This window comes from Kitasatospora sp. GP82, assembly GCF_029892105.1.
In the GTDB taxonomy this organism is placed as follows: domain Bacteria; phylum Actinomycetota; class Actinomycetes; order Streptomycetales; family Streptomycetaceae; genus Kitasatospora.
Genome location: NZ_JARZAJ010000050.1, coordinates 22020 through 45326, shown reverse-complemented (window position 1 = coordinate 45326; position 23307 = coordinate 22020). Strand labels below are relative to the sequence as shown.

Here is a 23307-nt window from a genome sequence, read left to right as displayed (position 1 = left end):
CGGTGCTCGTGCGCGGTGTCGACACCCTGCGCGATGTCCGGCGACTGCGCGCCGATCGACACCGAGACACCGCAGGAGGCACCGTCGAAGCCCTTGGCCGAGGAGTCGTAGCCGATCCTGAGCACGGCCTCGCGCACCAGGGTGGCGATGTCCGCGTAGGCGGAGGTGGTGACCTCACCGGCCACGTGGACCTGGCCGGTGGTGACCAGGGTCTCGACGGCGACCCGGGAGGACGGGTCGCCGTGCAGCAGCGCGTCGAGGATCGCGTCGCTGATCTGGTCCGCGATCTTGTCCGGGTGGCCTTCGGTCACGGACTCGGAGGTGAACAGTCGGCGTGCCATGGCAGCAGGCCCCTTCAATTGGGTGGGCAGCGGGCAGGAGCCCGCCGGGCGGCTCTGTGCGGTCGAGCCGCCCGGACCGGAGGGAGGATTCGTCAGTACGGACGAGTGGTTCAGTGGACGGTGACGCCGAAGAACCGGGCCTCGATGATGTTCAGGGTGCGCAGGTGGTCGACCTCCAGGGACTCCATGTCGATCGTCCGGCCGCTCGTCTGCTCCAGCAGGAAGACGAACTCGACGAAGGAGAGCGAGTCGATGAGGCGGTTCTCGATCAGGTCGAGGTCACCGGCGATGTCCTGGCGCTCGGGGTGGCGCTTGAGGATCCAGTTCTTGACCTGCTGCAGCTCTGCGGACATGGTGGTGCTCCTCTTCGGTGGGGTGGAGGGTGGGGTGGTACAGGAGGGGGAGAGTGGGGGCTTCAGTTGCCGGTGCTCAGCACCGGTGCCCCGACCGCGACGGCGTAGTCCACGTCGTGGCTGATACTGACGGTGATACCTTCGATGCCCGCGTCCTGCGCCAACTGGGCTGCCCGGCCGCGCAGTTCGATCAGCGGCCAGCCGCCGTCGGCCCGGTGGACCTCGATGTCGAGCCAGGGCAGGATCCGGTCCGCGACGCGCAGTGTCTTGAACGCCGCCTCCTTGGCCGCGATCCGTCCGCAGACGGTGAGCAGGTTGAGCCCCTCGTCCGTGCGGCAGTCGGCCAGCTCCTGCTGGGTCAGCATCCGCAGCAGGAAGGACTCGCCGTGGTCGGCCACCATCTGGCGGACGCGCTGTGCGGAGACGATGTCCATGCCGAGGTTCGCCCAGCCAGGGGCGCGGGCAGGTACGGAGCCTGCCACCATGTCAGACCGCCGATCGCGCCCACGCGACGGCGGCGGTGGCGGCCTGCCAGCTGCCGTGCCGACGGGTGAGGGCGGAGAGCCAGCGCTCCAGGCCGAAGGCGACGCAGCTGGTGAAGACGGGCTCGCCGGACTCGGCCTGGGTGATGTCACAGCGCTCGCCGAAGAAGTTCCGGTGCACGTTGACGGAGGCGATGGCCAGGTCCTCGTACAGGAACTCGTGCTTGACCGGCGAGAGTTGCTGAAGCAGAAGGCGCGCACCACCCCGGTCATAGAAGGGGTCGGTGGCAGCCTCTCTGCGCAGTGGGAGCTCCAGGGCCTCGGCGAAGGCGCCGATCTTCTCGGTGAAGGTGCGCAGGTGCGCCTCGGCGTGGTCGCGCGAGCCGAGTGCGATGATCTCGCGCATATGGAAGCCGAGCAGGCGGCGCAGGTTCTCGTACTCGGTCTCCTTGCGGAAACATCGGCCGGCCACCGTCACCAGGGTGTCGGCGGGCAGTCTCGTGCCCGCGTGGTGCAGGTAGACGCCGTAGCAGGCGGCCGAGGGCAGCCCGAGCGCGGCGGGTTCCAGGGCGTTGCAGGCGAAGGTGCCCCGGTCGTGGTCGAAGGGGTGGCGCTCTCGCTCGGCGAGGTCCAGCGGCGAGGCGAGGATCGCCTGGTGCGGGAAGTTGTCGTAGTAGTCCAGTCTGGCCAGGTCGGCGGCCGGGAGCAGCGGCGGCATGGTCATGGCCGTCGCGCCGGCGTCGGTGCCCCAGGCGGCGAAGGTGTCGTCGAGCAGGCGCAGCAGGGCGGTTGCCTCGGGGCCGAGCACGGAGAGGCCGTTGCGCTCGACGGGGGTCTCGACGGTGGTCTCGACAGCGGCAGCGGCGGCAGCGGCGCCGAGAGGAGGGCTGGTAACGGGGCTCATGGGCCACCTCCCAGGGTGGGGTGAGGGAAGGGGAGTTCAGTCCGGCAGGGTGTCGTCGGCGAAGATGCCGGACTTGAGGAAGAAGGCCATCGGCTTGCGGACGACCTTGCGCTGGACGGCCTTTCGGCCCTCGTCCGCGATCAGCGCGTCCCGCATGGCCAGCGGGTCGGCGATACCGGCGTCGCGGTAGACGTGGGGGTTGTAGAAGGAGTGCAGGCTGAAGACGATGTACCGCTTCAGGTAGGCCTCGACCTCGCGCAGTTCGTCCTCGTCCACGCGGGCCTTCATCCGGCCGTGGAGGTGGGAGACCAGTTCGCGGCCGAAGGCGATGTGCCGGGACTCGTCCTGGTGGTGGATCCGGTTGACCTGGCGGATCGTCTCGTGGAGCGTCTCGTCCTGCCCCATCCGCATGTTGTAGTGGTCGACCATCTCCTCGAAGAACAGGATCCGGGCGAAGACCAGGAAGTTCTCCACCTCGGGCGAGCGCTTCTCGGCGGGGGCGGACTTCAGGGCGGCGCCGGCGTAGATCTTGCCGCCGTAACGGCGGCAGAACTCGGCGAAGAACCACATGTGCTCGTTCTCCTCACCGATGAAGTGGTGGAAGAAGTCCGAGGGCACCTCGAAGCCCGGGGTGTGGATCCGGTCCATGACCTCGATGATCAGCTCGCGGATGCCGTGCACATTGAGGCTGTAGAAGTTGATGCTCTCCCACTTGGAGAGCCGCTTGAGGGTGTCCTCGTCGAGCTCGTCGTACAGCGCGGAGCCGTGGACGGAGACCAGGTCGGGGCTCATCCAGTACCGATCCTCGGGCAGGCTGTCGGCCCAGTCGAAGCTCTGGTACGGGTTGTAGTAGTCCTCGACGGACTTCTGCGAGAGCCGGTCGAGGAGTTCGCGGAACCGGTCGGTGAGCTCGAGGGTGGCAGTGGTCATCTGGTCTTCTCCGTAGATACCGTGGACATCGTGGATACCGTGGATGAGTTGATGCTCAGGAGGCTCGGGAGACTCAGGGGCGTGCTTCGTACACGGCGCTGACGGCGCTCTCGGCGGCCCGGCGCCAGCGGGTGAAGCCGGCATCCTTGGCGATGACGCCCAAGGTCTCCTCCCCGGCGTGGTTGCCCAGCGCGTACGGGCCCTGTTCGGCGGCCGCCACGGGCAGGCACATCACCGCCGACAGGCCCATGAACATCCGGCCGGCCGGGCTGACGTTGTCGCTGACGGCCGCGTGCGCGTTGGGTTCGACGATCATCCAGACGCCGTCGGGGGCGAGGGCTCCCAGGACCTGGCGGGCGGCCGTCTCCGGGTCACCGAGGTCGTGCATAACGTTGAAGAAGGTGATCAGGTCGTAGTCGCCGCCGGGGATGCCGTCGGCGGTGGCGACCTCGAAGAGCACCCGGTCGGCGAGTCCGGCCGCGCGGGCGTTCTCGCGGGCCTGGCCGATCGCCTCCTCGGAGTAGTCGTAGCCGTGGACGACGGCGTTCGGGAAGGCCTGGGCGATCAGCAGGGTGGCGTGGCCGGGGCCGCAGCCGATGTCGGCGACCCGGCCGCCGGCGGCGAGCCTGTCGGTGACGCCGTCCAGGGCGGGCAGCCAGCGCTGGACGAGGTTGGCCCGGTAGCCGGGCAGGAAGTAGCTGCCCATACCGGAGTCCAGGCTGGCATGGTGCGCGGCCCAGCCGACGCCGCCGCCGGTGCGGTACGCCTCGACGAGCTGGTCCTCGGTGGCGTAGAGGGCCTTGAGGGCGGTGAAGAAGGCGGCGGCGTAGGTGGGGCTGTCCTGATCGGCGAGGACGGCGGCCTGGGTGGCGGTCAGCTCGAAGGTGTCGGCCTCGGGGTCGTACGCGACGTAGTCCGCGGCGACCTGCGCGTGCAACCACTCTCGGGAGTACCTCGGGTGGACGTCGGCCCGCTCGGCGACCTGGTCGATGGTCAGCGGTCCGGCACCGAGCAGCGCCCGGTACAGGCCGAGGCGTTCGCCGAGGGCGACGGTCAGGCCGCGGACGGCCGCACCCGCATCGTTGATCACCCGCTGGTGGAACTGCTCGATGGTCTCGGTGGTCATCTCGGCTTCTCCTGACGGAAGTTCCGGGTACTCAGCCCTGCGGCAGGTCGGCGGTGAACAGGAAGGAGCGGGGCACACCGGGTGTCTCGCGGGCCACCACGGTGTACGGCCAGCGGTCGAACTCCGCGCCCTCGTCACCGGGTTGCTTCACCTCCCGGGGCAGCCAGCCGCACTCGTTCAGGAAGCTCTCGGGGTGGTCGGTGCCGAACAGCCACGGGTTGCCGTCCTCCTTGAGCGCGTTCAGGAACGGCCGGGCCATCGGGTTGATCAGGGAGACCCGGCTGGCGAAGTCGCCGAGCAGCACGCTGCCCCGGGCGGAGAGCGAGCCGACGGTGGTGAGCAGCCTGCGCACCGCGTCCTCGGGGAGGAAGAAGAGCAGGCCCTCCACCACCCACAGGGTCGGCGTCTCCTCCTGCCAGCCGGCGGCGCGCAGCGCGCAGGACCACTCCCCCGCGAGGTCCACGGCGATCGGGTGGCGGGTGACTCCGGTGGGCAGCTCGGCGGCTGCCTCGTCGAGCATCCGTGCCTTGGTCTCCAGCAGCGCGGGCCGGTCCAGCTCGTAGACGGTGACGCCCTCGGGCCACGGCAGCCGGTAGGGACGGGTGTCCATGCCGGTGGCGAGGAAGACGACCTGTCGGACGCCCTGTTCGGCGACGGCCTTCTTGATCGCACCGTCCAGGTAGGCGGTCCGGATGGCCAGGAACTCGACCGTCCCGGCCCCTGCGTAGCGGTCGAGCAGTTTGAAACCGGTGTCGGCGGCGACGATCCGGGCGTACGGGTCGACGAACAGGGCGTCGGTGCGCTCGGATTCCAGGGCGCGCGCTGCGGCGGTCCACTGGGCGGTACGGGATACGGCCTCCACGGAGGTCCCCCTTGTCTGGTTCGCTGATGGAGTACGGGAGTTACGGGTGCACCGGGTCCGGCGAGAACCCGGCCGAGGGCCGGCTGCCGACCAGTTCGCGCTCGCCCCGCCGTTCGAAGATGCTGTGCAGGATCATGCTGAAGACGACCGTCCCGTCCGCCGCCTCCAGCTGGCAGCGGGGCTTGACGATGCCCGTGGTCGGACGGCCGAACGACGGCCCGGAGCCGAGGATGTACACCTTGGCGGTGAGTACGTCGCCCGCCCGCACCGGGCGGATGTAGCGGATCTCGTCCACGCCGGGCGATCCGGCGCATGCGCTGTCGGCGAGCAGCCCGTCGACGTACCGGCGCATGAACATCGACGCCGTCTGCCAGCCGCTGGCGATCAGCGAGCCGTACGGGGAGCCGGCCGCCTGCTCCGGGTCGGTGTGGAAGGGCTGCGGATCCCAGCGACGGCCGAAGTCGATGATCTCCTGCTCCGTCAGGGCGACCGTGCCGAGGTCGAACACGTCCCCGGCGGCGAAGTCCTCGAAGTAGTACATGAGTGCCTCTTGTCTGCGTGTGCGCACGACCGGGCCGGCCGCACACCGTCTCGATCAGGAGTGGGATGGCGCTTCAGGGCCGTGAACAACATACGAGGCTGCCAATAATTTGGTCAATACAAATCTTTGGATGGATCGGGGATGGATGCGGGTGGGCGCCCGGGTGGTGACGCCGACGGGCCGGTCGCAACGGCATCGGTGCGACCGGCCCGTCCATCTGCGTTCGATCGAAGTGAGGCAGAGGGGAGGCGATACCGGTCGACTCAGAGCCCGGCCAGCGCCTGCCGGAAGTCGGCCCACAGGTCCTCGGGATGCTCGATGCCCACACCGACCCGTACGGTGCCCGCGCCTATCCCCGCCAAGGCCAGCTGCTCCGGGGCGAGTTCACGATGCGAGGTACTGGCGGGGTGGGTGACCAGCGTCTCCACGCCGCCCAGTGACAGGGCGAGCGAGGCGAGCTCGACCGAGGAGATGAAGCGGCGGCCCGCCTCCCGGCCCCCGGCCAGGTCGAAGGCGAGCACCCCGCCGTACCCCGAGAGCAGCCGCCGGGCCACCCGGTGGCCGGGGTGGCTCTCCAGGCCCGGCCAGTGGACGGCCGTCACTGCCGGGTGCGCCGCCAGCCGCCGGGCCAGGAAGGAGGCGTTCTCGCAGTGCTGACGCATCCGCAGCGGGAGTGTCTGGATGCCCCGGATGGTCAGCCAGGCGGCGAAGGGGTCTGCGGTGGCGCCGAGTTCGACCGCCCGCTGCCAGACCTCTCGGTGACGCGCCCGGTCCGCGAAGACGGCCGCGCCGCCGATCACGTCCGAATGCCCGCCCAGGTACTTGGTGGTGGAGTGGACCACGATGTCGGCGCCGCACTCGATCGGCCGGCAGAGCAGCGGCGTGGCCAGCGAGTTGTCCACCACGCCGATCAGCCCGGCCGAGCGGCCCACGGCGAGCAGCGCAGGCAGGTCCACCACCTGGGTGGTGGGATTGGCGATGGTCTCCAGGTAGAGCAGCCGGGAGTTGCGGCGCAGCGCGGCCCGGACCTCGGCGGGATCGTCGCCCGTGACGGCGGTGACCTCGACGCCGTAGCGTTCGGCGAGGTCGGACAGGATCGAGAAGGTGCCGCCGTACAGGCACTGCTGAGCGATCACATGGTCGCCGGGCCGCAGCAGCGAGAGCAGGACGGAGCTGATCGCCCCCATCCCGGACGCGGTGGCCATCGCTGCCGCGCCACCCTCCAGATCGGCGAGCGCCGACTCCAGCGCCCGGGTGGTCGGGTTGCCGCGCCGGGTGTAGACGAAGGCGCCGTCGGGTCCCGCCATGGCGTCGGCGATGGCGTCCGGATCCTCGAAGGCGAAGCCGGAGGTCTGGTAGAGCGGCACGCTCAGCGGGCGGCTGCCCGGGGGCTCGGGGGCGGTGATGTGGACGGCGCGGGTCTGCGGGCGGGCATGGCCGTTCGGCGCGGCGACGGGGGCTCCGGCAGCGCTGGTTGCGGTGGTTGTCATGTCGGCCAGAATGCCCGCCCCGGCGCCGTCCGCACAGTGATGACGTCGTGGATTCTTCAACTTCGCTGTTCCGAAGGACACTTGACGTGCAGTGATGCAACAGGTGAGATTAATACCATACCCCCCGATGGTATTGGCCGCAGCGGCCCGGTCTCCCGCCGGAAGGAGGATTTCGTCTACCATGAGCACCGCAGACGGGCGGTGCGACGAGGAGGGGACGTCAGCGTGCGACGACTGGGAGACCTGGAGGCGGAGATCATGGACCGCCTGTGGACCTGGGGGCGACCGGCCACCGTCCGGGAGATCGTCGACGACCTCAACCGGAAACGCGCCGTCGCCTACACCACCGTGATGACCGTCGCCGACATCCTCTACCACAAGGGCCACCTGCGCCGCGAGAAGGAGCGCCGGGCCTGGGTCTACCAGCCCACGCGCAGCCGCGAGGCGTACACGGCGGCCCTGATGCACGACGCCCTCGGTGTCAGCCCGGACCGCTCCACCGCGCTCGCCCGGTTCGTCGAGCAGATCTCCCCCGACGAGCAGGAGGCGCTCCGCCAGGCACTCCTGGCCATCGACCGAGCCGACCAGCAGTGATCGCCGCTGCCGTCCTGGCCGGCTACGCCACCGTGGTGGGATGGGCGGCGCCGGCCGCCCTCGCCCGCGCACGCTGGGCCCATCGCTCCCCCAAGGCCGCCCTGGCGCTCTGGCGGGCGCTGATGCTCTCGTTCGTCATCGCCCTCGCCCTGACCGCGTACCACCTCACCCGCACCGGGCAGCACCTGCACGGACTGCTCGGAGTTCTCGACGTCTGGCTCGGCGGGACCGGGACGCCCGCGACCGAACGCGCCGCCGAGGGGCCCGGCCTGCTGGTGCCGATCGCCCTCGCCGCCGCCTGGCCGCTCGCCTGGTTCGGCGCCGTGCTCGTCCGCTCCCGCAGCCACCGCCGCCGCCATCTCGCACTACTGGACCTGGCCGGACGGCCCGAGCCCCGACTGCACGCGGTCGTGCTGGAGCACGACACCCCGGCCGCGTACTGCCTGCCCGGGCCACAGCCGCGCGTCGTCCTGACCAGCGGCACCCTGGCGGCCCTGACGCCCGATCAGCTGCACGCGGTCCTCGAACACGAACGCGCCCACCTGCGCGGACGGCACCATCTCTCACTCGCTCTCACCGAGGGATTCGCCCGCGCCTTCCCGGGACTGCCGCTCGCCCGGGCCGCCCGCACCCAGACCGCCGACCTGCTGGAGATGGTCGCCGACGACCACGCGCTGCGCAGCTGCACACCGAAGGCGCTCGCCGCCGCGATGTGCGAGGTGGCCGCGGGCGGCGTACCGCAGACCGCACTCGCCGCAGGCGGGCCCACCGTACTGCTGCGCCTCAAGCGCCTGCTGCGCCCCCGGGGCGGACTCCACCCGGCAGCCCGGACCGCCCTCCTGCTCCTCGCACTCTGCGCTCCGGCCCTCCCGTACTTCGTCACCTGCGGCCCCACCCTGGGCTGAGGCAGCCCGGGCCGAACCGGCCTCGACCTAACCGGCCTGGGCCGAACCGACCGTGGTGTCAGAGCCGGTCGTAGATCTCCGCAAGGTTCCGCAGCACGTCCGTCGCGGCGGCGAGGGTGGCGGTGCCGTGCTGGGCAAGGGCCGAGTCGGCGAGATCACCTGCCCGGTCCCGACCGGCATCGGCGAGTTCGACGAGCTCACCCAGCCGAAGCAGGCCCTGGTCACCCACGAGCGGATCCGCGCGCCCGTCGAGTGCCAATCGAGGCATGACTGTACCCTAGGGGGGTATAGTATGTTCATCGGGTCGGTGGCCGACGAGGCCGCCGGACCGCCTGACGCGAGAGCACGCGAGAAACCCAGCAAAGGGAGCATCCGATGTCCGAGAACCTCCTCACCGACGACGTCACCAAGGCCGCAGCCTCCTCCTGCTGCGGCGGGGGCTCGTGCGGGACCGGCGCCGCTGCCGACGCCCCCTCCGCTGCCACCGGCGTCCGCGAGACCTACCTGGTCCAGGGCATGACCTGCGGACACTGCGTCAGCTCCGTCACCGCCGAGCTGAAGAAGCTCGCGGGCGTCAGTGCGGTGGCCGTCGACCTCGCCTCCGGCAACGTCACCGTCGACAGCGACCAGCCACTGGAGCGCAGCGACGTGGCCGAGGCGATCGACGAGGCCGGCTACGAGCTGGTGGAGCACGCCCGAGCCTGAGCCACCCGGAGCACCCCGGGGTGTGCGCGAGGCCGGCACCGCCGCGCACACCCCGGGCCCACCGCATTCCGGGACACCCTGCGGACCGGTGGACCGGCCGTGCACCGCAGGACGCGAGCACCGCCCAGAAACGACGACGACGGTACCCGCGGCTCGCTCGGCCTCGCCAAGGAGTCTCATGACGATCCGTCAACTTGCCGAAACTGCAAGCAGCTCCACGAACACGGCGGCACCTCCCGGACTGGCCCGCTCGATGGCGACCGCTCTCGGACTCGCCACCGCACCGGCCGTCTCGCTGGGGCTCGGCCGCTTCGCCTACGCGCTCGTCCTGCCCGCGATGCGCACCTCCCTGCACTGGTCGCTGGCCACCGCGGGCGCTCTGACCACCGCCAACGCGGTCGGCTACCTCGCCGGAGCGCTGGCCGCACCCTCCGTCGCCGCCCGGCGCGGCGAACGCACCGCGTTGATCGGGAGCCTGACCGCCATCGTCCTCTCACTGGCCGCCACGGCGGCCTTCGCGGACCTCGCCTATCTGCTCGTGGTCCGTCTGGTGGCCGGGACGGCGGGCGCCATCGCACTGATCGTCGGCGGCACGCTCGCCGCCCGCCTGGGCGCCGGGGCCGCACCGGGCCGCTCCGCCCTGTTGCTCGGGGTGTACTTCGCCGGTGGCGGCCTCGGCGTGGCCGTCTCAGGAGCCGCCGTCCCGCTCGTCATGGGCAGCTCCGCAGAGGGAAGTTGGCGCACGGCCTGGCTGGTGCTCGCCGCCCTCTCGCTGGCTGCCGTCCCCGCCTGCCTGCCGGGCTCGGCCCGGTCCGCTCCGCCCGCCGGGCACCGCGGGGCCCGACCCGGCCTGCGCTGGCCCGCCCGACCGCTGCTCGCGCTGCTCGTCTCCTACGGCCTGTTCGGCGCCGGCTACATCGCCTACATGACCTTCATCGTGGCCCATCTGCGCGGTCACGGTGCCGGAAACGGCCTGATCACCACCTTCTGGATCGCGCTCGGCAGCGCCGCCGTGGTGGCCGGATTCGCCTGGGGCGGGGTCCTCGGACGGCTGCGGGGCGGACGCGGCAGTGCACTGCTGATGGCCGTCACCGCCGTTGCGGCGACGCTCCCCCTGCTCTCCTCGAACGCCCTGGTCTCGTACGGCTCCGCGCTGCTCTTCGGCTCGGCCTTCCTCTCCGTGATCACCGCCGTGACCACCTGCGCCAGGGACAGCCTGCCCGAGCGCTGCTGGACGGCCGCCATCGCCGGGCTGACCACCGTCTTCGCCCTCGGTCAGTGCCTGGGCCCGCTGCTGGCGGGCACCCTCTCCGACGGACCGAGCGGCACCACTGCCGGGCTGGCGATCGGCGCGGTGCTGCTGGCGGTCGCCGCCGTCACCGCGCTCGCCCAGCGCACCCTGGTCCCGTCCGGCGCAGCCGTTCCGACCGATACCGTCCCCGGGTAAAGTAAGCTGGTGAGTGACCTGGCACACGTCCGCACATGTCCGCCAGGCAGCCGCAGCGAGTGACACACCGACAGAGATCCGGCGGGCACTGCCGATGGCCGCCCCGGAAAAGGGTGGGATCCGCCCCGAGCGGGCGAGAGCCGAGCATATGAGGGAACCGGAGTAGGCCCATGGTCGACCACAGCTACAGCAACCACAAGGACGACGTCCTCAAGAGACTGCGCCGCATCGAGGGCCAGATCAGGGGCCTCCAGCGGATGGTCGAGCAGGACACCTACTGCATCGACGTCCTCACCCAGGTCTCAGCCAGCACCCGCGCCCTCCAGTCCTTCGCTCTCCAGATGCTGGAGGAGCACCTCGCGCACTGCGTCAGCAACGCCGTCAGCGCCGGTGGCGACGAGGCCGCCCTCAAGCTGAAGGAAGCCAACGCCGCCATCGCCCGGCTGGTCCGCTCCTGACGCTCCGGGCCACCGCTCCCCGAGCAGTACGCGAGTTCTACCGAAGACCCCTTTCGCACCGTGTCCGCTGAAGGGGTCTTCAGCTTGCTTCAGGCTGGCTTCAGGCTCGCGGGTTGATGCTGGGCCGCACTGCCGGACGGAGGTTCCGGTCCTGTGCGAGGAGTCCTTGATGTCTCAGCCCCATACACCGGAGCCGTCCGAGCACGGCGCAACGGGCGACGGCGGGGCGCAGGGGCTCGATGTGCCGAAACGCGTGCCCCGACGCGCGGCGGACCCCACGCAGCAGCACCTGCCGGCGCAGCCGCCCCACAGCGCCCGGCTCCACCGCGTCCCGCCCCGACGGGTCACGGTGGTGTCCGCGAGCATCGGAGCCGGACATGACGGCGCTGCCCGCGAACTGGTCCGCCGTCTGAGGAAGTTCGGACTCGCGGTCGACTGCCACGACTTCCTCGATCTGCTGCCGCCGGGATGGGGCCGGATTCTCCGCGCGAGTTACGAGCTGGAACTGCGGGTCGCGCCATGGGCCTGGGGCTGGCTGTTGGAGAGCCTGCAGCGGCACCGCTGGTCCTCGGCGCTGGTCAGCGCACTCGCGGGCTGCGCCGCCGCCCGGCGGACCCGCGCGGTGATCGGCCCCGACACGGGCGCCGTGGTGTCGACCTACCCGCTGGCCAGCCAGGCCCTGGGCAGGCTCCGCCGGCGCGGCAGGCTCGCGGCACCGGTGGTCACCTTCCTCACCGACATGTCGGTGCACCCGCTGTGGGTGGCCCGCGGGGTCGATCTGCACCTGGCACTGCACCCGGTGGCCGCCGTCCAGGCCCGCGATCACCGGGCCGTCGGCGTACTGGTCTGCGGGCCGATGGTCGGGCCGGAGTTCCGCCCCGCGGCCTCCGAGGACGAACAGCTCTGCGAGCGCGTACGGTTCGGGCTGCCGACGGGCCGCCCGGTCGTGCTGGTGGTGGCCGGATCCTGGGGTGTGGGCGAGGTGGAGCTGGCCGCCCGGGAGATCGCGGCCACCGGTCTGGCCACGCCGGTCACGGTGTGCGGCCGGAACGAGGCACTGCGTGAACGGCTGGTCAGGGAAGGCGTGGGCGTGGCGCTCGGCTGGGTGGACGACATGCCCGCGCTGCTTCGCGCCTCGGACGTCGTGGTGCAGAACGCGGGCGGGCTCACCTCCCTGGAGGCGATGGCCTCCGGTGTCCCCGTGGTCAGCTATCGCTGCCTGCCGGGACACGGTGTCACCAACGCCGCGGCACTGGACGAGGCCGGGCTCGCCCCGTGGATACGAACCCCCGAGCAGCTCGCCCCGCTGCTGCGGGCGGCACTGGGCTCGGCCCCGGCGGCGCCCTCCGAGACGGCCGTCCCGGCCGATCAGGTGGTAGCGGCCCTGGCGGGCGCCGTCCTGACCGCGCCCGCCGCGCCGGCCGCGCACGCCACCCACGCCGCTCGCACAACGCCCGCAGCGCCGGCATCCCGGCGTGCGGAGACCCGGGAGATGGCCTCTTGAGCAGCTTGATTCACCCCGTGGCCAAGGCCCTGACAGTGTCCGGCGCGCTGGCGGCGACCTCGCTGGCGGTGGCGCACGCCGCGCCCGCGCTCAGCGCCCTCAACGCACTCCGGCCTTGGCTCACCCCCGAGTTGTGCGGGCACGGCACTCCGGACCATGTTGCGCTGACCTTCGACGACGGACCCGACCCGGCCTCCACTCCGGCCTTCCTGCGGGAGCTGGACAAGGCGGGCGTGCAGGCGACCTTCTTCCTGCTCGGCCGGATGCTGGTCCGCGCCCCCGGCCTGGGCCGTGAACTGGTCGCGGCGGGCCACGAGATCGCCGTGCACGGGTACGAGCACCGCTGTCTGCTCGCCCGCACTCCGGGCGCGGTACGCGACGACATAGCCCGGGCCCGGGACGTGATCGCCGACCTGACGGGCGAGCGGCCCACCCGGTACCGGCCGCCGTACGGTGTACTGACGGCCGGTGCACTGGCCGCCGCCCGGGAGCTGGAACTGACGCCGGTGCTCTGGAGCACCTGGGGTCGCGACTGGACGGCCGGCGCCAGCCCCGATTCGGTGTACCGCACGGTGACCCGCAGGCTGGCAGGCGGCGGTACCGTGCTGCTCCACGACTCGGACTGCACCTCCGCGCCGGGCGCCTGGCGCTCCACGCTCGGCGCGCTACCGCGCCTGATCGGCGCCTGCCAGGCCCGGGGGCTGCGGCTGGGCCCGCTGCGAGAGCACTGGACCGAGGCCGTGGCCCCGGCCTGACAACCTCGCGCCCCTGAGAACGTGGTCGTTCCGCGCTCATGGGTCCGATGGCGGTGCGCCCGGGTCAGACCGCAGGGTCGCCGAGGACGGCCGCGAGCCGGGGTCAGCGGTACTCGCGCAGGCGCGGGCGGACACCGAGGACGGTCAGCGCCAGTGCGCCCGCCAGCAGGATCCCGCCGCCGACGGCGAGGCCGGATCCGAGGGCGTGGTCGGTGGCGGTGACCGCGCGGTCCAGGGACTGCCGGTTGATGGCGAGGACCTGGTCCATCGCGTCGGAGAGACGTCCGAAATCGGCGTTGGACTGACCGGGAGCGGTGCCGGTGTCGAAGGTGACGGCGTCCTTGAGGTGGCCCTGCTCGCGCAGTTCGCGGATCCTGAGGTCGTCCTGCTGGTACTGCTGATAGCTCGCCAACACCTGATCCACCGCCTGCTGTTCACCGGGAAAGGTGATGTTGCGCAGCTCGGCGCCGAGGAAGCCGTCGAAGGGCACCTTGGCCTGCGGGTCGGCCCGGTGGGCAGCGTGGGCGGCGCCCAGCCGGGTGTCGTAGTCGGCGAGGGTGGCGCCGCCGAGGCGGGCCAGGGACTGGCTCTTGTCGAGGTAGCTCTGCTCGTACGCGGCGGCCCGGGTGGGGTCGGTGAGGTAGCGGCTCTCGTCGGCGTTCATGTCGTAGGCGACGGCACGGGCGCGGCTGAGGGCGATCACCGAGTCGTAGGCGTTGCCCTTGGCGACGAGCAGGTGGCGGTCGGCCGCGGCGGCGAGGCCGAGGCCCACCGCGACGGCGAGGGCGGTGAGCACGGTGACCGCGAGCAGCGGCGGGTTGAGGATCCGCCGGAAGCGGACGGCGAGGGTGCGCTGGAGCAGGACGAGCGCGGCGAGCGCCGCCAGCCCTGCGGCCAGCAGCCACCAGCGTCCGGCGGCGAGGTCGGCCTGCTGCGCGGTGTAGACGTGGTCGACGGCGGCTGCGTTGGTGGCGGTCACCTGGTCGGCGGCGGGCAGGAGTTGCTGCCGCAGCAGGTCGGTGGCCTGGCGGTAGGCGGTGAGCGCGTCGCCGGACGGGCGGCCGGCCGGGGCGTGGGCCTGGTCCTCCAGCAGCTGGGCGCGGGCGACCAGGCTCTCGTACTGGCCGAGGTCGTCGATGACGGTGTGCACGGCCCGTTCGCCGCCCGGGTCGCCGATGGCGGCCTCGGCGGCGCCCTGGAGGTCGGAGTCGACTTGGGCGCGGCGCTGTTCGTAGGTGCGCTGCGTCCGGGTGCGCAGGGCGGCGTAGTCGGGGTCGGCGCCGGTGAGCAGCAGGTTGGCCGCCTGGGCGTCCATGTCGGCGAGCGCGAAGTAGAGGTCTGCGGCGCGGATGGCCTGCGGGGCCTTGTCGTGGCCGATGGTGTCGGTGCCTGCGCGGGCGCCGCCGAGGACGGTGGCGGCGACGGCTCCCACGGTGAGCAGGGCCACGAGGCAGAGAGCGGTGAGGATCCTGAGAAGTCGGGGTGTCTGCCGGTAACTTCGGCTCCGCGCAACGGGTTTCAGGACGGCAGCGATGCCTCGCCGCAGCGGTGCGGGGAACCGGGCGGCCGACCCGCCACGCAGGTGCGGGGCTTCGCGTTCCCCCGGATTGCGCCCGGCCCGGCGGCCGGGCGCGCCTCCCTGGGCCGGCTGCGGCGGTGAGGTGCTCGCAGCCGGTCCCGGAGGTGTTGTGCCCCCCACAGTCGAGGTGCGGGGGGCGCGCGACGCGGATCTCGGGCCGGCCTCGCCGGCGTCCGCCGCCCCCGGCGGACGTGTCTCCCCTGCCGGACGGACCGGTCTGCCCGATTGACCCGCTGTCATGGCCGCGCGTCCCCTCCCCTATCACCTGGCCGCCGGTGGTTGAACGGTGAAGGTCTCCACCGGCGTGGACACGGTCTGCCTCTCCCCCGAGGAGCAGGACCGTTTCCTCACCGCTGACGCTATGCGCGGCCGGAGTCTGCGACCGCCGCCCCTGACGCGTCCTTTGCGGCCCCGGGGCCGATCTTGACGCTCTCTTGACGGCTGATCACCGGAAGCTGATCCGCTGTCACGGCTCGAATCGGTACCCGATCCCCGGCTCGGTGATCAGGTGGCGCGGGCGGGCCGGGTTGGACTCCAGTTTCCGGCGCAGGCCCGCGAGGTAGACCCGCAGGTAGTTGCCGTGCTCCTCCGCGTCCGGCCCCCAGACCTCGCGCAGGATCTGCCGTCCTGGCACCAGACGTCCAGGGGTGGCAAGCAGCAGGGTGAGGATCTTCCACTCGGTCGGGGTGAGCCGCACCGGACCGCCAGGGCCGGTCACGGTGGTGGCCGGAATGTCGACGACGTACTCGCCGACCGTCACCGTCGCCTTCGCCTCGTCCGTTCCGGGGCGGCGCAGTACCGCCCGTAAGCGGGCGAAGAGTTCGTCCATGACGAAGGGTTTGGTGAGGTAGTCGTCGGCCCCCGCGTCCAGGGCGTGCACCTTGTCGACCGTGGTGCTCCGGCCGGACAGCACGATGATCGGCATGGCGCTCCAGGCCCGCAGGCCCCGGATGATGTCCATGCCGTCCAGGTCCGGCAGACCGAGGTCGAGCAGGACGGCGTCGGGGACGAGGCGTCCGGCGGACTCCAGCGCCTCGGCGCCGGTGGCCGCCGTGAGCACCGCGTAGTCGCGCGCGTGCAGGTTGATCCGCAGCGCGCGCAGCAACTGCGGTTCGTCGTCCACGACCAGGATGTGACTCATGCGTCCACCTCACCAAGCTGGTCGCTCGCTGCGTGAGATGCGTACCTCTCGGTTTCTCGCCTGCTCATACGGGCACTCCTCCCGGACCGGCGGCGGGCAGGGTGAGCAGCATGGTGGTCCCGCCGCCGGGGGTGTCCTCGACCTCCAGGCTGCCGCCCATGGCTTCGGCGAGGCCCCGGGAGAGCGCGAGGCCGAGGCCGACACCGGTGGTGTTGTCGGTGTCGCCGAGGCGCTGGAAGGGCAGGAACACCCGGTCGCGGTCCTCGGGGGCGATGCCGGGGCCTCTGTCGATGATCCGGATCTCGACCTGGTCCTGGTAGCCGCTGGCGGCTACCAGGACGGGTGCGCCGGGGGCGTTGTGGCGCAGGGCGTTGGTGATGACGTTGGCCAGCACCCGCTCCAGCAGCGGCGGATCGGCCAGCACCGGCGGGGCGGTGTCGAGGTCGAGCGGCTGGACGGGGGCATCGGGGTCGGACAGGGAGTCCAGGGCGCGCGGCAGGACCTCGTCGAGGTGGGTGGGCGCCAGGTGGAGCGTGAGGGCACCCGCCTGGAGGCGGCTCATGTCGAGCAGGTTGTCCACCAGCCGGGTGAGTTTGACCAGCGCCTCGTCGGCCATGTCGAGGAGTTCGGCCTCGTCCTCCGGGGAGAACTCGACGTCCGGGCTGCGCAGCGAGCCGATGGAGGCGAGCGCTGCGGCCAGCGGGGTGCGCAGGTCGTGGCTGACGGCGGCGAGCAGCGCGGTGCGCATCCGGTCGGCGGCCTTGATCGGCTCGACCTCGGCGGCGACGGTGGCGAGCCGGTCGCGTTCCAGTGCGGCGGCGACGTGTGCGGCGAAGGCGGTCAGGACCCGCTGGTCGGCGGCCGGGAGGCGACGGCCCGTCAGGATCATCACGGCGTCGCTGCCGACCGCGATCTCGGTGACCGAGGCACCGGGGCTGCTCTCGCGCTCGCCCTCGCCCGAACCCTCGGCGTCGCTGCGGGCCAGCACCTCGCCGCTGGTGCGGTCGAGCAGGGCGACGGAGTCCATGGCGAAGGCGGTACGGGACTTCTCCAGCAGCGCGGGTACCGCGTCGGCGCCGCGCAGCACGCTGCCGGCCAGGGTGGAGAGCGTCTCGGCCTCGGCGGTGGCGCGGGCCGCCCGGGCGGTCAGTCTGGCCGCGTGGTCCACCACGGTGGAGACGGTGAGCGCGACGGCGGCGAAGACCAGCAGGGCGATGACGTTGTTGGTCTCGCCGATGGTGAAGGTGTGGACGGGCGGGATGAAGAAGTAGTTCAGCAGCAGCGAGGCGACCAGCGAGGCCAGCAGCGCGGAGACCGCCCCGCCGAGCAACGCGACGGCCACCACGCCGAGTTGGAAGATCAGTGCGTCGGTGGTGAGGTTGATCTGGTGGTGGAACTGGGAGAGCACCGCCGTCAGCACCGAAGGCAGCACGAGGCCGGATAGGTACCCGGCGATGGTGCGGCGCTTGGAGTGGCGGCGGCCGAGTGAGGGCAGCTTGCCGCGTCCGGTGAACTCGTGGGTGACCATGTGGACGTCGATGTCCTCGGAGGCGTCCACGGTGGTCTCGCCGATACCGGGCCCGGTGAGGAAACGGTTGATCCGGCCCCGGCGGCTGGTGCCGAGCACCAGCTGGGTGGCGTCGCGGCCCCGGGCGAAGGCCAGCAGGGCGGTGGGGATGTCGTCGCCGATCACCACGTGGTAGCTGCCCCCGAGGGTCTCCACCAGTCGTCGCTGCTGGGCGAGCGCTCCCGGCGAGGCCCCGGCGAGGCCGTCGCTGCGGGTGATGTGGACGGCGAGCAGCTCGCCACCGGCCGTACGGTCGGCGATCCTGGCGGCGCGGCGGATCAGGGTCTCGCCCTCGGGTCCGCCGGTGAGGGCGACCACGACGCGCTCCCTGGTCTCCCAGACCCGGTCGATGTTGTGGCTGGCCCGGTAGTCGCGCAGACCCTCGTCCACCCGTCCGGCCACCCAGAGCAGGGCGAGTTCGCGCAGCGCGGTCAGGTTGCCGACGCGGAAGTAGTTGGAGAGCGCGGCGTCCACCTTCTCCGCCTTGTAGACGTTGCCGTGGGCCATCCTGCGGCGCAGCGCCTGCGGTGCCATGTCGACCAGTTCGATCTGGTCGGCCCGCCGGACCACCTCGTCGGGGACGGTCTCCCGCTGCGGGATGCCGGTGATCTTCTGCACCACGTCGTTGAGCGACTCCAGGTGCTGGATGTTGACGGTGGTGATGACGTCGATGCCCGCGTCCAGCAGCTCGTCGATGTCCTGCCAGCGCTTGGCGTGGCGTCCGCCGGGGATGTTGGTGTGCGCGAGCTCGTCCACCAGGACCACGGAGGGACGGCGGGCGAGCACCGCCTCCAGGTCCATCTCCTGGAAGGCGGTCTCCCGGTAGGTGCGGGTCAGACGCGGGATCAGGTCGAGGCCCCCCAGCATGTTCTCGGTGTGCCGGCGGCCGTGGCACTCGATGTACCCGACCACCACGTCCGCCCCGCGCTCCTGCCGTCTGCGCGCCTCGTCCAGCATCCGGTACGTCTTGCCGACACCGGGTGCCGAGCCGAGGTACACCCTCAGCTGCCCGCGGCGGGTGAGGGTGCCGGGGGTGAGGTCACGGGACATGGGCGCTGCTCTTTCCGTACGAAGGGCGGCGTGCTCGGGGATCGGCACAGTATGGGGACACATGGGAGACCGACCCGGGTGCGGGGAGTTGTCCCCCCGCACCCGGGTCGGTCGGTTCACTGGACGAGCCGAGTGAACTGAATGAACTGTGACATTGTCACTTCTGCTCGCTCAGCGCCTTGTTGAGCAGGACGACGTTGACTCCGTCCTGGCCGAGGAAACCGAGGGAGCGGCCCTGGGTGTACTTGGCGATGAGCCCGTTGAGCGTGTCCGCCGAGAGGTTGCGGGCCTTGGCGACACGCGCCACCTGCTCCTTGGCGTAGGCGACCGAGATGTTCGGGTCCAGGCTGGAGCCGGAGGCGGTCAGCGCGTCCACCGGAACGGTGGCCGGGTCGACGCCGTCGAAGGCCGCCGCCGCTGCCCGCCGGTCCTCGACCAGCTTCAGCAGGTCGGGGCTGTTCGGGCCCAGGTTGGAGGCACCCGAGTTCTTCCCGTCGTACCCGTTGGCGGCGGGACGCGGCTGGAACCACTTCGGGTCCGGCTGGGCCTCCTCCTTCGGGTCGTCCGGGTTCTTCTTGGGCAGGTTGTAGTTCTGGCCGAGCAGGCTGGAACCGATCTCCTTGCCGTCGGAGCTGACGATCGAACCGTTCGCCTTGCTCGCGAAGGCGACCTGGCCGATCCCGGTGACCAGCAGCGGGTAGGCGAGACCGAGGATCACGGTCATCACCAGCAGCATCCGCAGCGCGGTCGCGTGCGTGCGCACGGCGGTGGGCAGTGGCTTGGACATTTCCTTGCTTCTCTCAGCTCAGGCCGGGGATGAACTGCACGACGAGGTCGATCAGCTTGATCCCGATGAACGGGACGATCAGACCACCGAAACCGTAGACGCCGATGTTCCTGCGGAGCAGCGAACTGGCGTCGGACGGACGGTACTTGACACCGCGCAGGGCGAGCGGGATCAGGCCGATGATCACCAGTGCGTTGAAGATGATCGCCGAGGTGATCGCCGAGGTCGGGCTGTGCAGCGCCATGATGTTCAGGTGACCCAGGCCCGGGTACACGCTGGCGAACATCGCCGGGATGATCGCGAAGTACTTGGCGACGTCGTTGGCGATCGAGAAGGTGGTGAGGGCACCACGGGTGATCAGCAACTGCTTGCCGATCTCGACGATCTCGATCAGCTTGGTCGGGTTGGAGTCCAGGTCGACCATGTTGCCGGCCTCCTTGGCCGCCATGGTCCCGGTGTTCATCGCGACGCCGACGTCCGCCTGGGCGAGGGCCGGAGCGTCGTTGGTGCCGTCACCGGTCATCGCGACCAGCTTGCCACCCTCCTGCTCCTTCTTGATCAGGGCCATCTTGTCCTCGGGCGTCGCCTCGGCCAGGAAGTCGTCGACCCCGGCCTCCTCGGCGATCGCCTTGGCCGTCAGCGGGTTGTCACCCGTGATCATGATGGTCTTGATGCCCATCCGGCGCAGCTCGTCGAAGCGCTCCTTCATGCCCTCCTTGACGACGTCCTTGAGGTAGATGACGCCGAGGGCACGCGGGGCCTTGGCCCCGATCCGGGAGGCGACCAGCAGCGGGGTGCCACCGGCCGCGGAGATCCCGTCGACCAGCTCCGCGACGTCCTTGCCGACCGTACCGCCGTTCTCGGTGACCCAGTTGGTGACCGAACCGGCCGCGCCCTTGCGGACCGAGTGCACGCCGTCGGCCTCGTCGAGGTCGACGCCGGACATCCGGGTCTGCGCGGTGAACGGCACCCAGGTGGCGTGCGTCAGCTCGCCCTGGGCCCGGGCCCGCAGGCCGTACTCGGTCTTGGCCAGGACCACGATCGAACGGCCCTCGGGGGTCTCGTCCGCGAGGGAGGAGAGCTGGGCGGCATCGGCGAGTTCGTCGACACTCACACCCTTGGCCGGCTGGAACTCGGCGGCCTGGCGGTTGCCCAGGGTGATGGTGCCGGTCTTGTCCAGCAGCAGGGTGTTGACGTCACCCGCCGCCTCCACCGCACGGCCCGACATCGCCAGCACGTTGCGCTGCACGAGGCGGTCCATACCCGCGATACCGATCGCGGAGAGCAGCGCACCGATGGTGGTCGGGATCAGTGCCACGACCAGCGCCACCAGCACGATCATCGACTGCGGGGCGCCCGCGAAGGTCGCCATCGGCTGCAGGGTCACCACCGCGATCAGGAAGACGATCGTCAGCGAGGCCAGCAGGATGTTCAGCGCGATCTCGTTCGGCGTCTTCTGCCGGGAGGCGCCCTCGACCAGGGCGATCATCCGGTCGATGAAGGTCTTGCCGGGCTCCGAGGAGATCTTGACCACGATCCGGTCGGACAGCACCTTGGTACCGCCGGTCACCGCACTGCGGTCACCGCCCGACTCGCGGATCACCGGCGCGGACTCACCGGTGATCGCCGACTCGTCGACGCTGGCCACACCCTCGACGACGTCGCCGTCGCCCGGGATGATCTGCCCGGCCTCGACCACCACGTGGTCGCCGAGCTGGAGCGCGGTCGCCGAGACCTCCTCCTCGTCCTGCGCGGCAGGCCAGTTGAGCAGGCGGCGGGCGGTGGTGTCGGTCTTGGTCCGGCGCAGCGTGTCGGCCTGCGCCTTGCCGCGGCCCTCGGCGACGGCCTCGGCCAGGTTGGCGAAGACCGTGGTCAGCCAGAGCCAGATGGTGATCGCCCAGGCGAACACGCTCGGGTTGGCGATCGCGGAGACTGTGGTGACCACCGAGCCGACCTCGACCACGAACATGACCGGGTTCTTGACCATGACCCGGGGGTCGAGCTTCTTCACCGCGTCCGGCAGCGAGGACAGGATCAGCTTGGGGTCGAGCAGGCCGCCGGAGACTCTGTGCGGAGCAGCTGCCTCGGTCGTTTCGACCGGGGTGGGGGTAAGGGTGGACGACATCAGTGGAGACCTTCCGCGATCGGCCCGAGAGCCAGGGCCGGGAAGTAGGTGAGGCCGACGACGATCAGGACGACGCCCGACAGCAGGCCCACGAACAGCGGCTTGTGGGTGGGCAGGGTGCCCGGGGTGGCGGGGACGGGCTGCTGCTGGGCGAGCGAGCCGGCCAGCGCCAGGACGAACACCATCGGCAGGAAGCGGCCGAACAGCATCGCCAGGCCGAGCGTGGTGTCGTACCACTCGGTGTTGACGGTGATACCGCCGAACGCCGAACCGTTGTTGTTGCTCGCCGAGGTGAACGCGTACAGCACCTCCGAGAAGCCGTGCGCACCGGAGTTCAGCATCCCCGCCCGCTCACCCGGCAGCGCCATCGCGAGGCCGGTGCCGACCAGCACGATGGTCGGGGTGGTCAGGATGTAGAGGGAGGCGAACTTCATCTCCCGCGAACCGAGCTTCTTGCCCAGGTACTCGGGCGTCCGGCCGACCATCAGACCCGCCACGAAGACCGCGACGATTGCCAGGATCAGCATGCCGTACAGGCCGGAGCCGGTACCGCCGGGGGCGATCTCGCCGAGCATCATGTTGAAGATCGTGAGGCCACCGCCGAAGGGGGTGAGCGAGTCGTGCGCCGCATCGACCGCACCCGTGGAGGTGAGCGTGGTGGAAGTCGCGAAGAGGCTGGAGGCGGCAATGCCGAAGCGCTGCTCCTTGCCCTCCATCGCGCCGCCCGCCGCCTGCAGCGCGGCACCGCCGTGGTGCTGCTCGGCGAGGGTCATCAGCGCTGCGGAGGCGACCCAGAACAGGCCCATCACCGCGACGATCGCGTAGCCCTGGCGGTTGTCGCCGACCATCTTGCCGAAGGTGCGCGGCAGCGCGAAGGAGATCACCAGCAGCAGGAAGATCTCCAGCCAGTTGGTGAAGCCGTTGGGGTTCTCGAAGGGGTGCGCCGAGTTGGCGTTGAAGAAACCGCCGCCGTTGGTGCCCAGCTCCTTGATGGCCTCCTGCGAGGCCACCGGACCACCGGGGATCGACTGGGTGTCGCCGCCGAGGGTCGCGATGTCGTGGAAGCCGTGGAAGTTCTGGATCACGCCGTTCGCCACCAGGACGAGGGCGAAGACGATGGAGAGCGGCAGCAGCAGGCGCAGCACGATCCGGGTGAGGTCCACCCAGAAGTTGCCGATGCGGTCGGTGCGGTTGCGGGTGAAGCCCCGGATCAGCGCGGCCACGATGGCGATACCGACGGCGGCGGAGACGAAGTTCTGCACCGCGAGACCGGCCATCTGCACCAGGTGGCCCATGGTGGACTCACCCGAGTAGGACTGCCAGTTGGTGTTGGTCACGAAGGACACGGCGGTGTTCCAGGCCGTGTGCGCCTCGACCGCCTTGTTGTCCACGCTCAGCAGCAGCCACTGCTGCGTGCGCTGGAGCAGGTAGAGGAAGAGAAGGGAGACGGCGGAGAAGGCCAGCACCGAGCGAAGGTAGCTCGGCCAGCGCTGGTCGGCGTCGCCGTCGACGCCGATGACGCGGTAGAGACCGCGTTCGACTCTGAGGTGCTTGGCGGTGGTGAGGAGCTTGGCGATGTAGTCGCCAAGGGGGCGGTAGCACAGGGCCAGGGCGCCGACCAGGGCGACGGCCTGCAGCCAGCCCGCGAGAGTGGAGCTCAT

General features: G+C 71.0%; 23 protein-coding genes. 7 read left to right on the top strand and 16 right to left on the bottom strand.

Annotated features, from left to right (window positions below; genetic code table 11):
- The 9 genes from P3T39_RS32320 to P3T39_RS32280 all read right to left on the bottom strand — a co-directional run.
- Positions 1-341, bottom strand: a 341-nt coding sequence (locus tag P3T39_RS32320; RefSeq protein ID WP_280702808.1) for an S-adenosylmethionine synthetase N-terminal domain-containing protein, incomplete at its 3' end; no start/stop codon positions are given.
- 110 nt (positions 342-451) lie between these two features.
- Positions 452-694 (bottom strand): acyl carrier protein, encoded by a 243-nt coding sequence (locus P3T39_RS32315; protein WP_280702807.1) that lies wholly within the window; start codon positions 692-694, stop codon positions 452-454.
- 62 nt (positions 695-756) lie between these two features.
- The gene (gene acpS, locus P3T39_RS32310) at positions 757-1128 is read right to left on the bottom strand and encodes a holo-ACP synthase (RefSeq protein ID WP_280702806.1); all 372 of its coding nucleotides are present in this window, start codon (positions 1126-1128) and stop codon (positions 757-759) included.
- Positions 1129-1180: 52 nt separating this feature from the next.
- Positions 1181-2080 carry a hypothetical protein gene (locus tag P3T39_RS32305; protein ID WP_280702805.1) on the bottom strand — a complete coding sequence of 300 codons (900 nt, stop codon included), beginning with the start codon at positions 2078-2080 and terminating at the stop codon, positions 1181-1183.
- Positions 2081-2116: 36 nt separating this feature from the next.
- On the bottom strand, positions 2117-3010 hold the full coding sequence (locus P3T39_RS32300) for a diiron oxygenase (RefSeq protein WP_280702804.1): 894 nt from the start codon (positions 3008-3010) through the stop codon (positions 2117-2119).
- A gap of 73 nt (positions 3011-3083) precedes the next feature.
- Positions 3084-4136: a class I SAM-dependent methyltransferase gene (locus P3T39_RS32295; protein WP_280702802.1), complete on the bottom strand. Its 1053-nt coding sequence runs from the start codon at positions 4134-4136 to the stop codon at positions 3084-3086.
- 31 nt (positions 4137-4167) lie between these two features.
- Positions 4168-4998, bottom strand: a complete 831-nt coding sequence (locus P3T39_RS32290) for an SAM-dependent methyltransferase (RefSeq protein ID WP_280702801.1) — start codon at positions 4996-4998, stop codon at positions 4168-4170.
- Positions 4999-5038: 40 nt separating this feature from the next.
- Positions 5039-5539, bottom strand: a complete 501-nt coding sequence (locus P3T39_RS32285; RefSeq protein ID WP_280702799.1) for a MaoC family dehydratase — start codon at positions 5537-5539, stop codon at positions 5039-5041.
- Between the two features lie 263 nt (positions 5540-5802).
- Entirely contained in the window at positions 5803-7029 is a 1227-nt protein-coding gene (locus P3T39_RS32280; protein ID WP_280702798.1) for an aminotransferase class I/II-fold pyridoxal phosphate-dependent enzyme, read from the bottom strand.
- 225 nt (positions 7030-7254) lie between these two features.
- Here P3T39_RS32280 and P3T39_RS32275 point away from each other — a divergent pair, with 225 nt between their 5' ends.
- Positions 7255-7623 carry a BlaI/MecI/CopY family transcriptional regulator gene (locus P3T39_RS32275; RefSeq protein WP_280702795.1) on the top strand — a complete coding sequence of 123 codons (369 nt, stop codon included), beginning with the start codon at positions 7255-7257 and terminating at the stop codon, positions 7621-7623.
- Complete coding sequence (locus P3T39_RS32270; RefSeq protein WP_280702794.1) at positions 7620-8528, top strand: M56 family metallopeptidase; 909 nt, start codon at positions 7620-7622, stop codon at positions 8526-8528. The genes P3T39_RS32275 and P3T39_RS32270 overlap by 4 nt, the downstream gene beginning before the upstream one ends.
- Positions 8529-8586: 58 nt before the next feature.
- Here the strand turns inward: P3T39_RS32270 and P3T39_RS32265 are convergent, their stop codons facing one another.
- Complete coding sequence (locus P3T39_RS32265) at positions 8587-8796, bottom strand: hypothetical protein (protein WP_280702793.1); 210 nt, start codon at positions 8794-8796, stop codon at positions 8587-8589.
- A gap of 107 nt (positions 8797-8903) precedes the next feature.
- Between P3T39_RS32265 and P3T39_RS32260 the strand changes: the two genes are divergently transcribed.
- From P3T39_RS32260 to P3T39_RS32240, 5 genes are all read left to right on the top strand, one after another.
- Positions 8904-9233 carry a cation transporter gene (locus P3T39_RS32260; protein WP_280702792.1) on the top strand — a complete coding sequence of 110 codons (330 nt, stop codon included), beginning with the start codon at positions 8904-8906 and terminating at the stop codon, positions 9231-9233.
- 178 nt (positions 9234-9411) lie between these two features.
- Positions 9412-10680 (top strand): YbfB/YjiJ family MFS transporter, encoded by a 1269-nt coding sequence (locus P3T39_RS32255; RefSeq protein ID WP_280702791.1) that lies wholly within the window; start codon positions 9412-9414, stop codon positions 10678-10680.
- Between the two features lie 170 nt (positions 10681-10850).
- Positions 10851-11138 carry a metal-sensitive transcriptional regulator gene (locus P3T39_RS32250; RefSeq protein ID WP_045305943.1) on the top strand — a complete coding sequence of 96 codons (288 nt, stop codon included), beginning with the start codon at positions 10851-10853 and terminating at the stop codon, positions 11136-11138.
- 169 nt (positions 11139-11307) lie between these two features.
- Positions 11308-12642 carry a glycosyltransferase gene (locus P3T39_RS32245; RefSeq protein ID WP_280702789.1) on the top strand — a complete coding sequence of 445 codons (1335 nt, stop codon included), beginning with the start codon at positions 11308-11310 and terminating at the stop codon, positions 12640-12642.
- Positions 12639-13397 carry a polysaccharide deacetylase family protein gene (locus P3T39_RS32240; protein WP_348534414.1) on the top strand — a complete coding sequence of 253 codons (759 nt, stop codon included), beginning with the start codon at positions 12639-12641 and terminating at the stop codon, positions 13395-13397. Before P3T39_RS32245 ends, P3T39_RS32240 begins: the two co-directional genes overlap by 4 nt.
- 103 nt (positions 13398-13500) lie before the next feature.
- Here P3T39_RS32240 and P3T39_RS32235 read toward each other — a convergent pair whose 3' ends face one another.
- The 6 genes from P3T39_RS32235 to kdpA all read right to left on the bottom strand — a co-directional run bounded on the left by P3T39_RS32235 (position 13501) and on the right by kdpA (position 23307).
- A complete protein-coding gene (locus P3T39_RS32235; RefSeq protein WP_280702788.1) occupies positions 13501-14844 on the bottom strand; it encodes a hypothetical protein in 1344 nt (447 codons plus the stop codon).
- Between the two features lie 598 nt (positions 14845-15442).
- Positions 15443-16117, bottom strand: coding sequence for a response regulator (locus P3T39_RS32230; RefSeq protein ID WP_280702787.1), 675 nt, complete (start codon positions 16115-16117; stop codon positions 15443-15445).
- 64 nt (positions 16118-16181) lie between these two features.
- Positions 16182-18734: an ATP-binding protein gene (locus tag P3T39_RS32225; RefSeq protein WP_280702786.1), complete on the bottom strand. Its 2553-nt coding sequence runs from the start codon at positions 18732-18734 to the stop codon at positions 16182-16184.
- A 157-nt stretch (positions 18735-18891) separates the two neighbouring features.
- Positions 18892-19521 carry a potassium-transporting ATPase subunit KdpC gene (gene kdpC, locus P3T39_RS32220; RefSeq protein WP_280702785.1) on the bottom strand — a complete coding sequence of 210 codons (630 nt, stop codon included), beginning with the start codon at positions 19519-19521 and terminating at the stop codon, positions 18892-18894.
- A gap of 13 nt (positions 19522-19534) precedes the next feature.
- The gene (kdpB, locus tag P3T39_RS32215; RefSeq protein ID WP_280702783.1) at positions 19535-21646 is read right to left on the bottom strand and encodes a potassium-transporting ATPase subunit KdpB; all 2112 of its coding nucleotides are present in this window, start codon (positions 21644-21646) and stop codon (positions 19535-19537) included.
- Positions 21646-23307 (bottom strand): potassium-transporting ATPase subunit KdpA, encoded by a 1662-nt coding sequence (gene kdpA / locus P3T39_RS32210; protein ID WP_280702782.1) that lies wholly within the window; start codon positions 23305-23307, stop codon positions 21646-21648. Before kdpA ends, kdpB begins: the two co-directional genes overlap by 1 nt.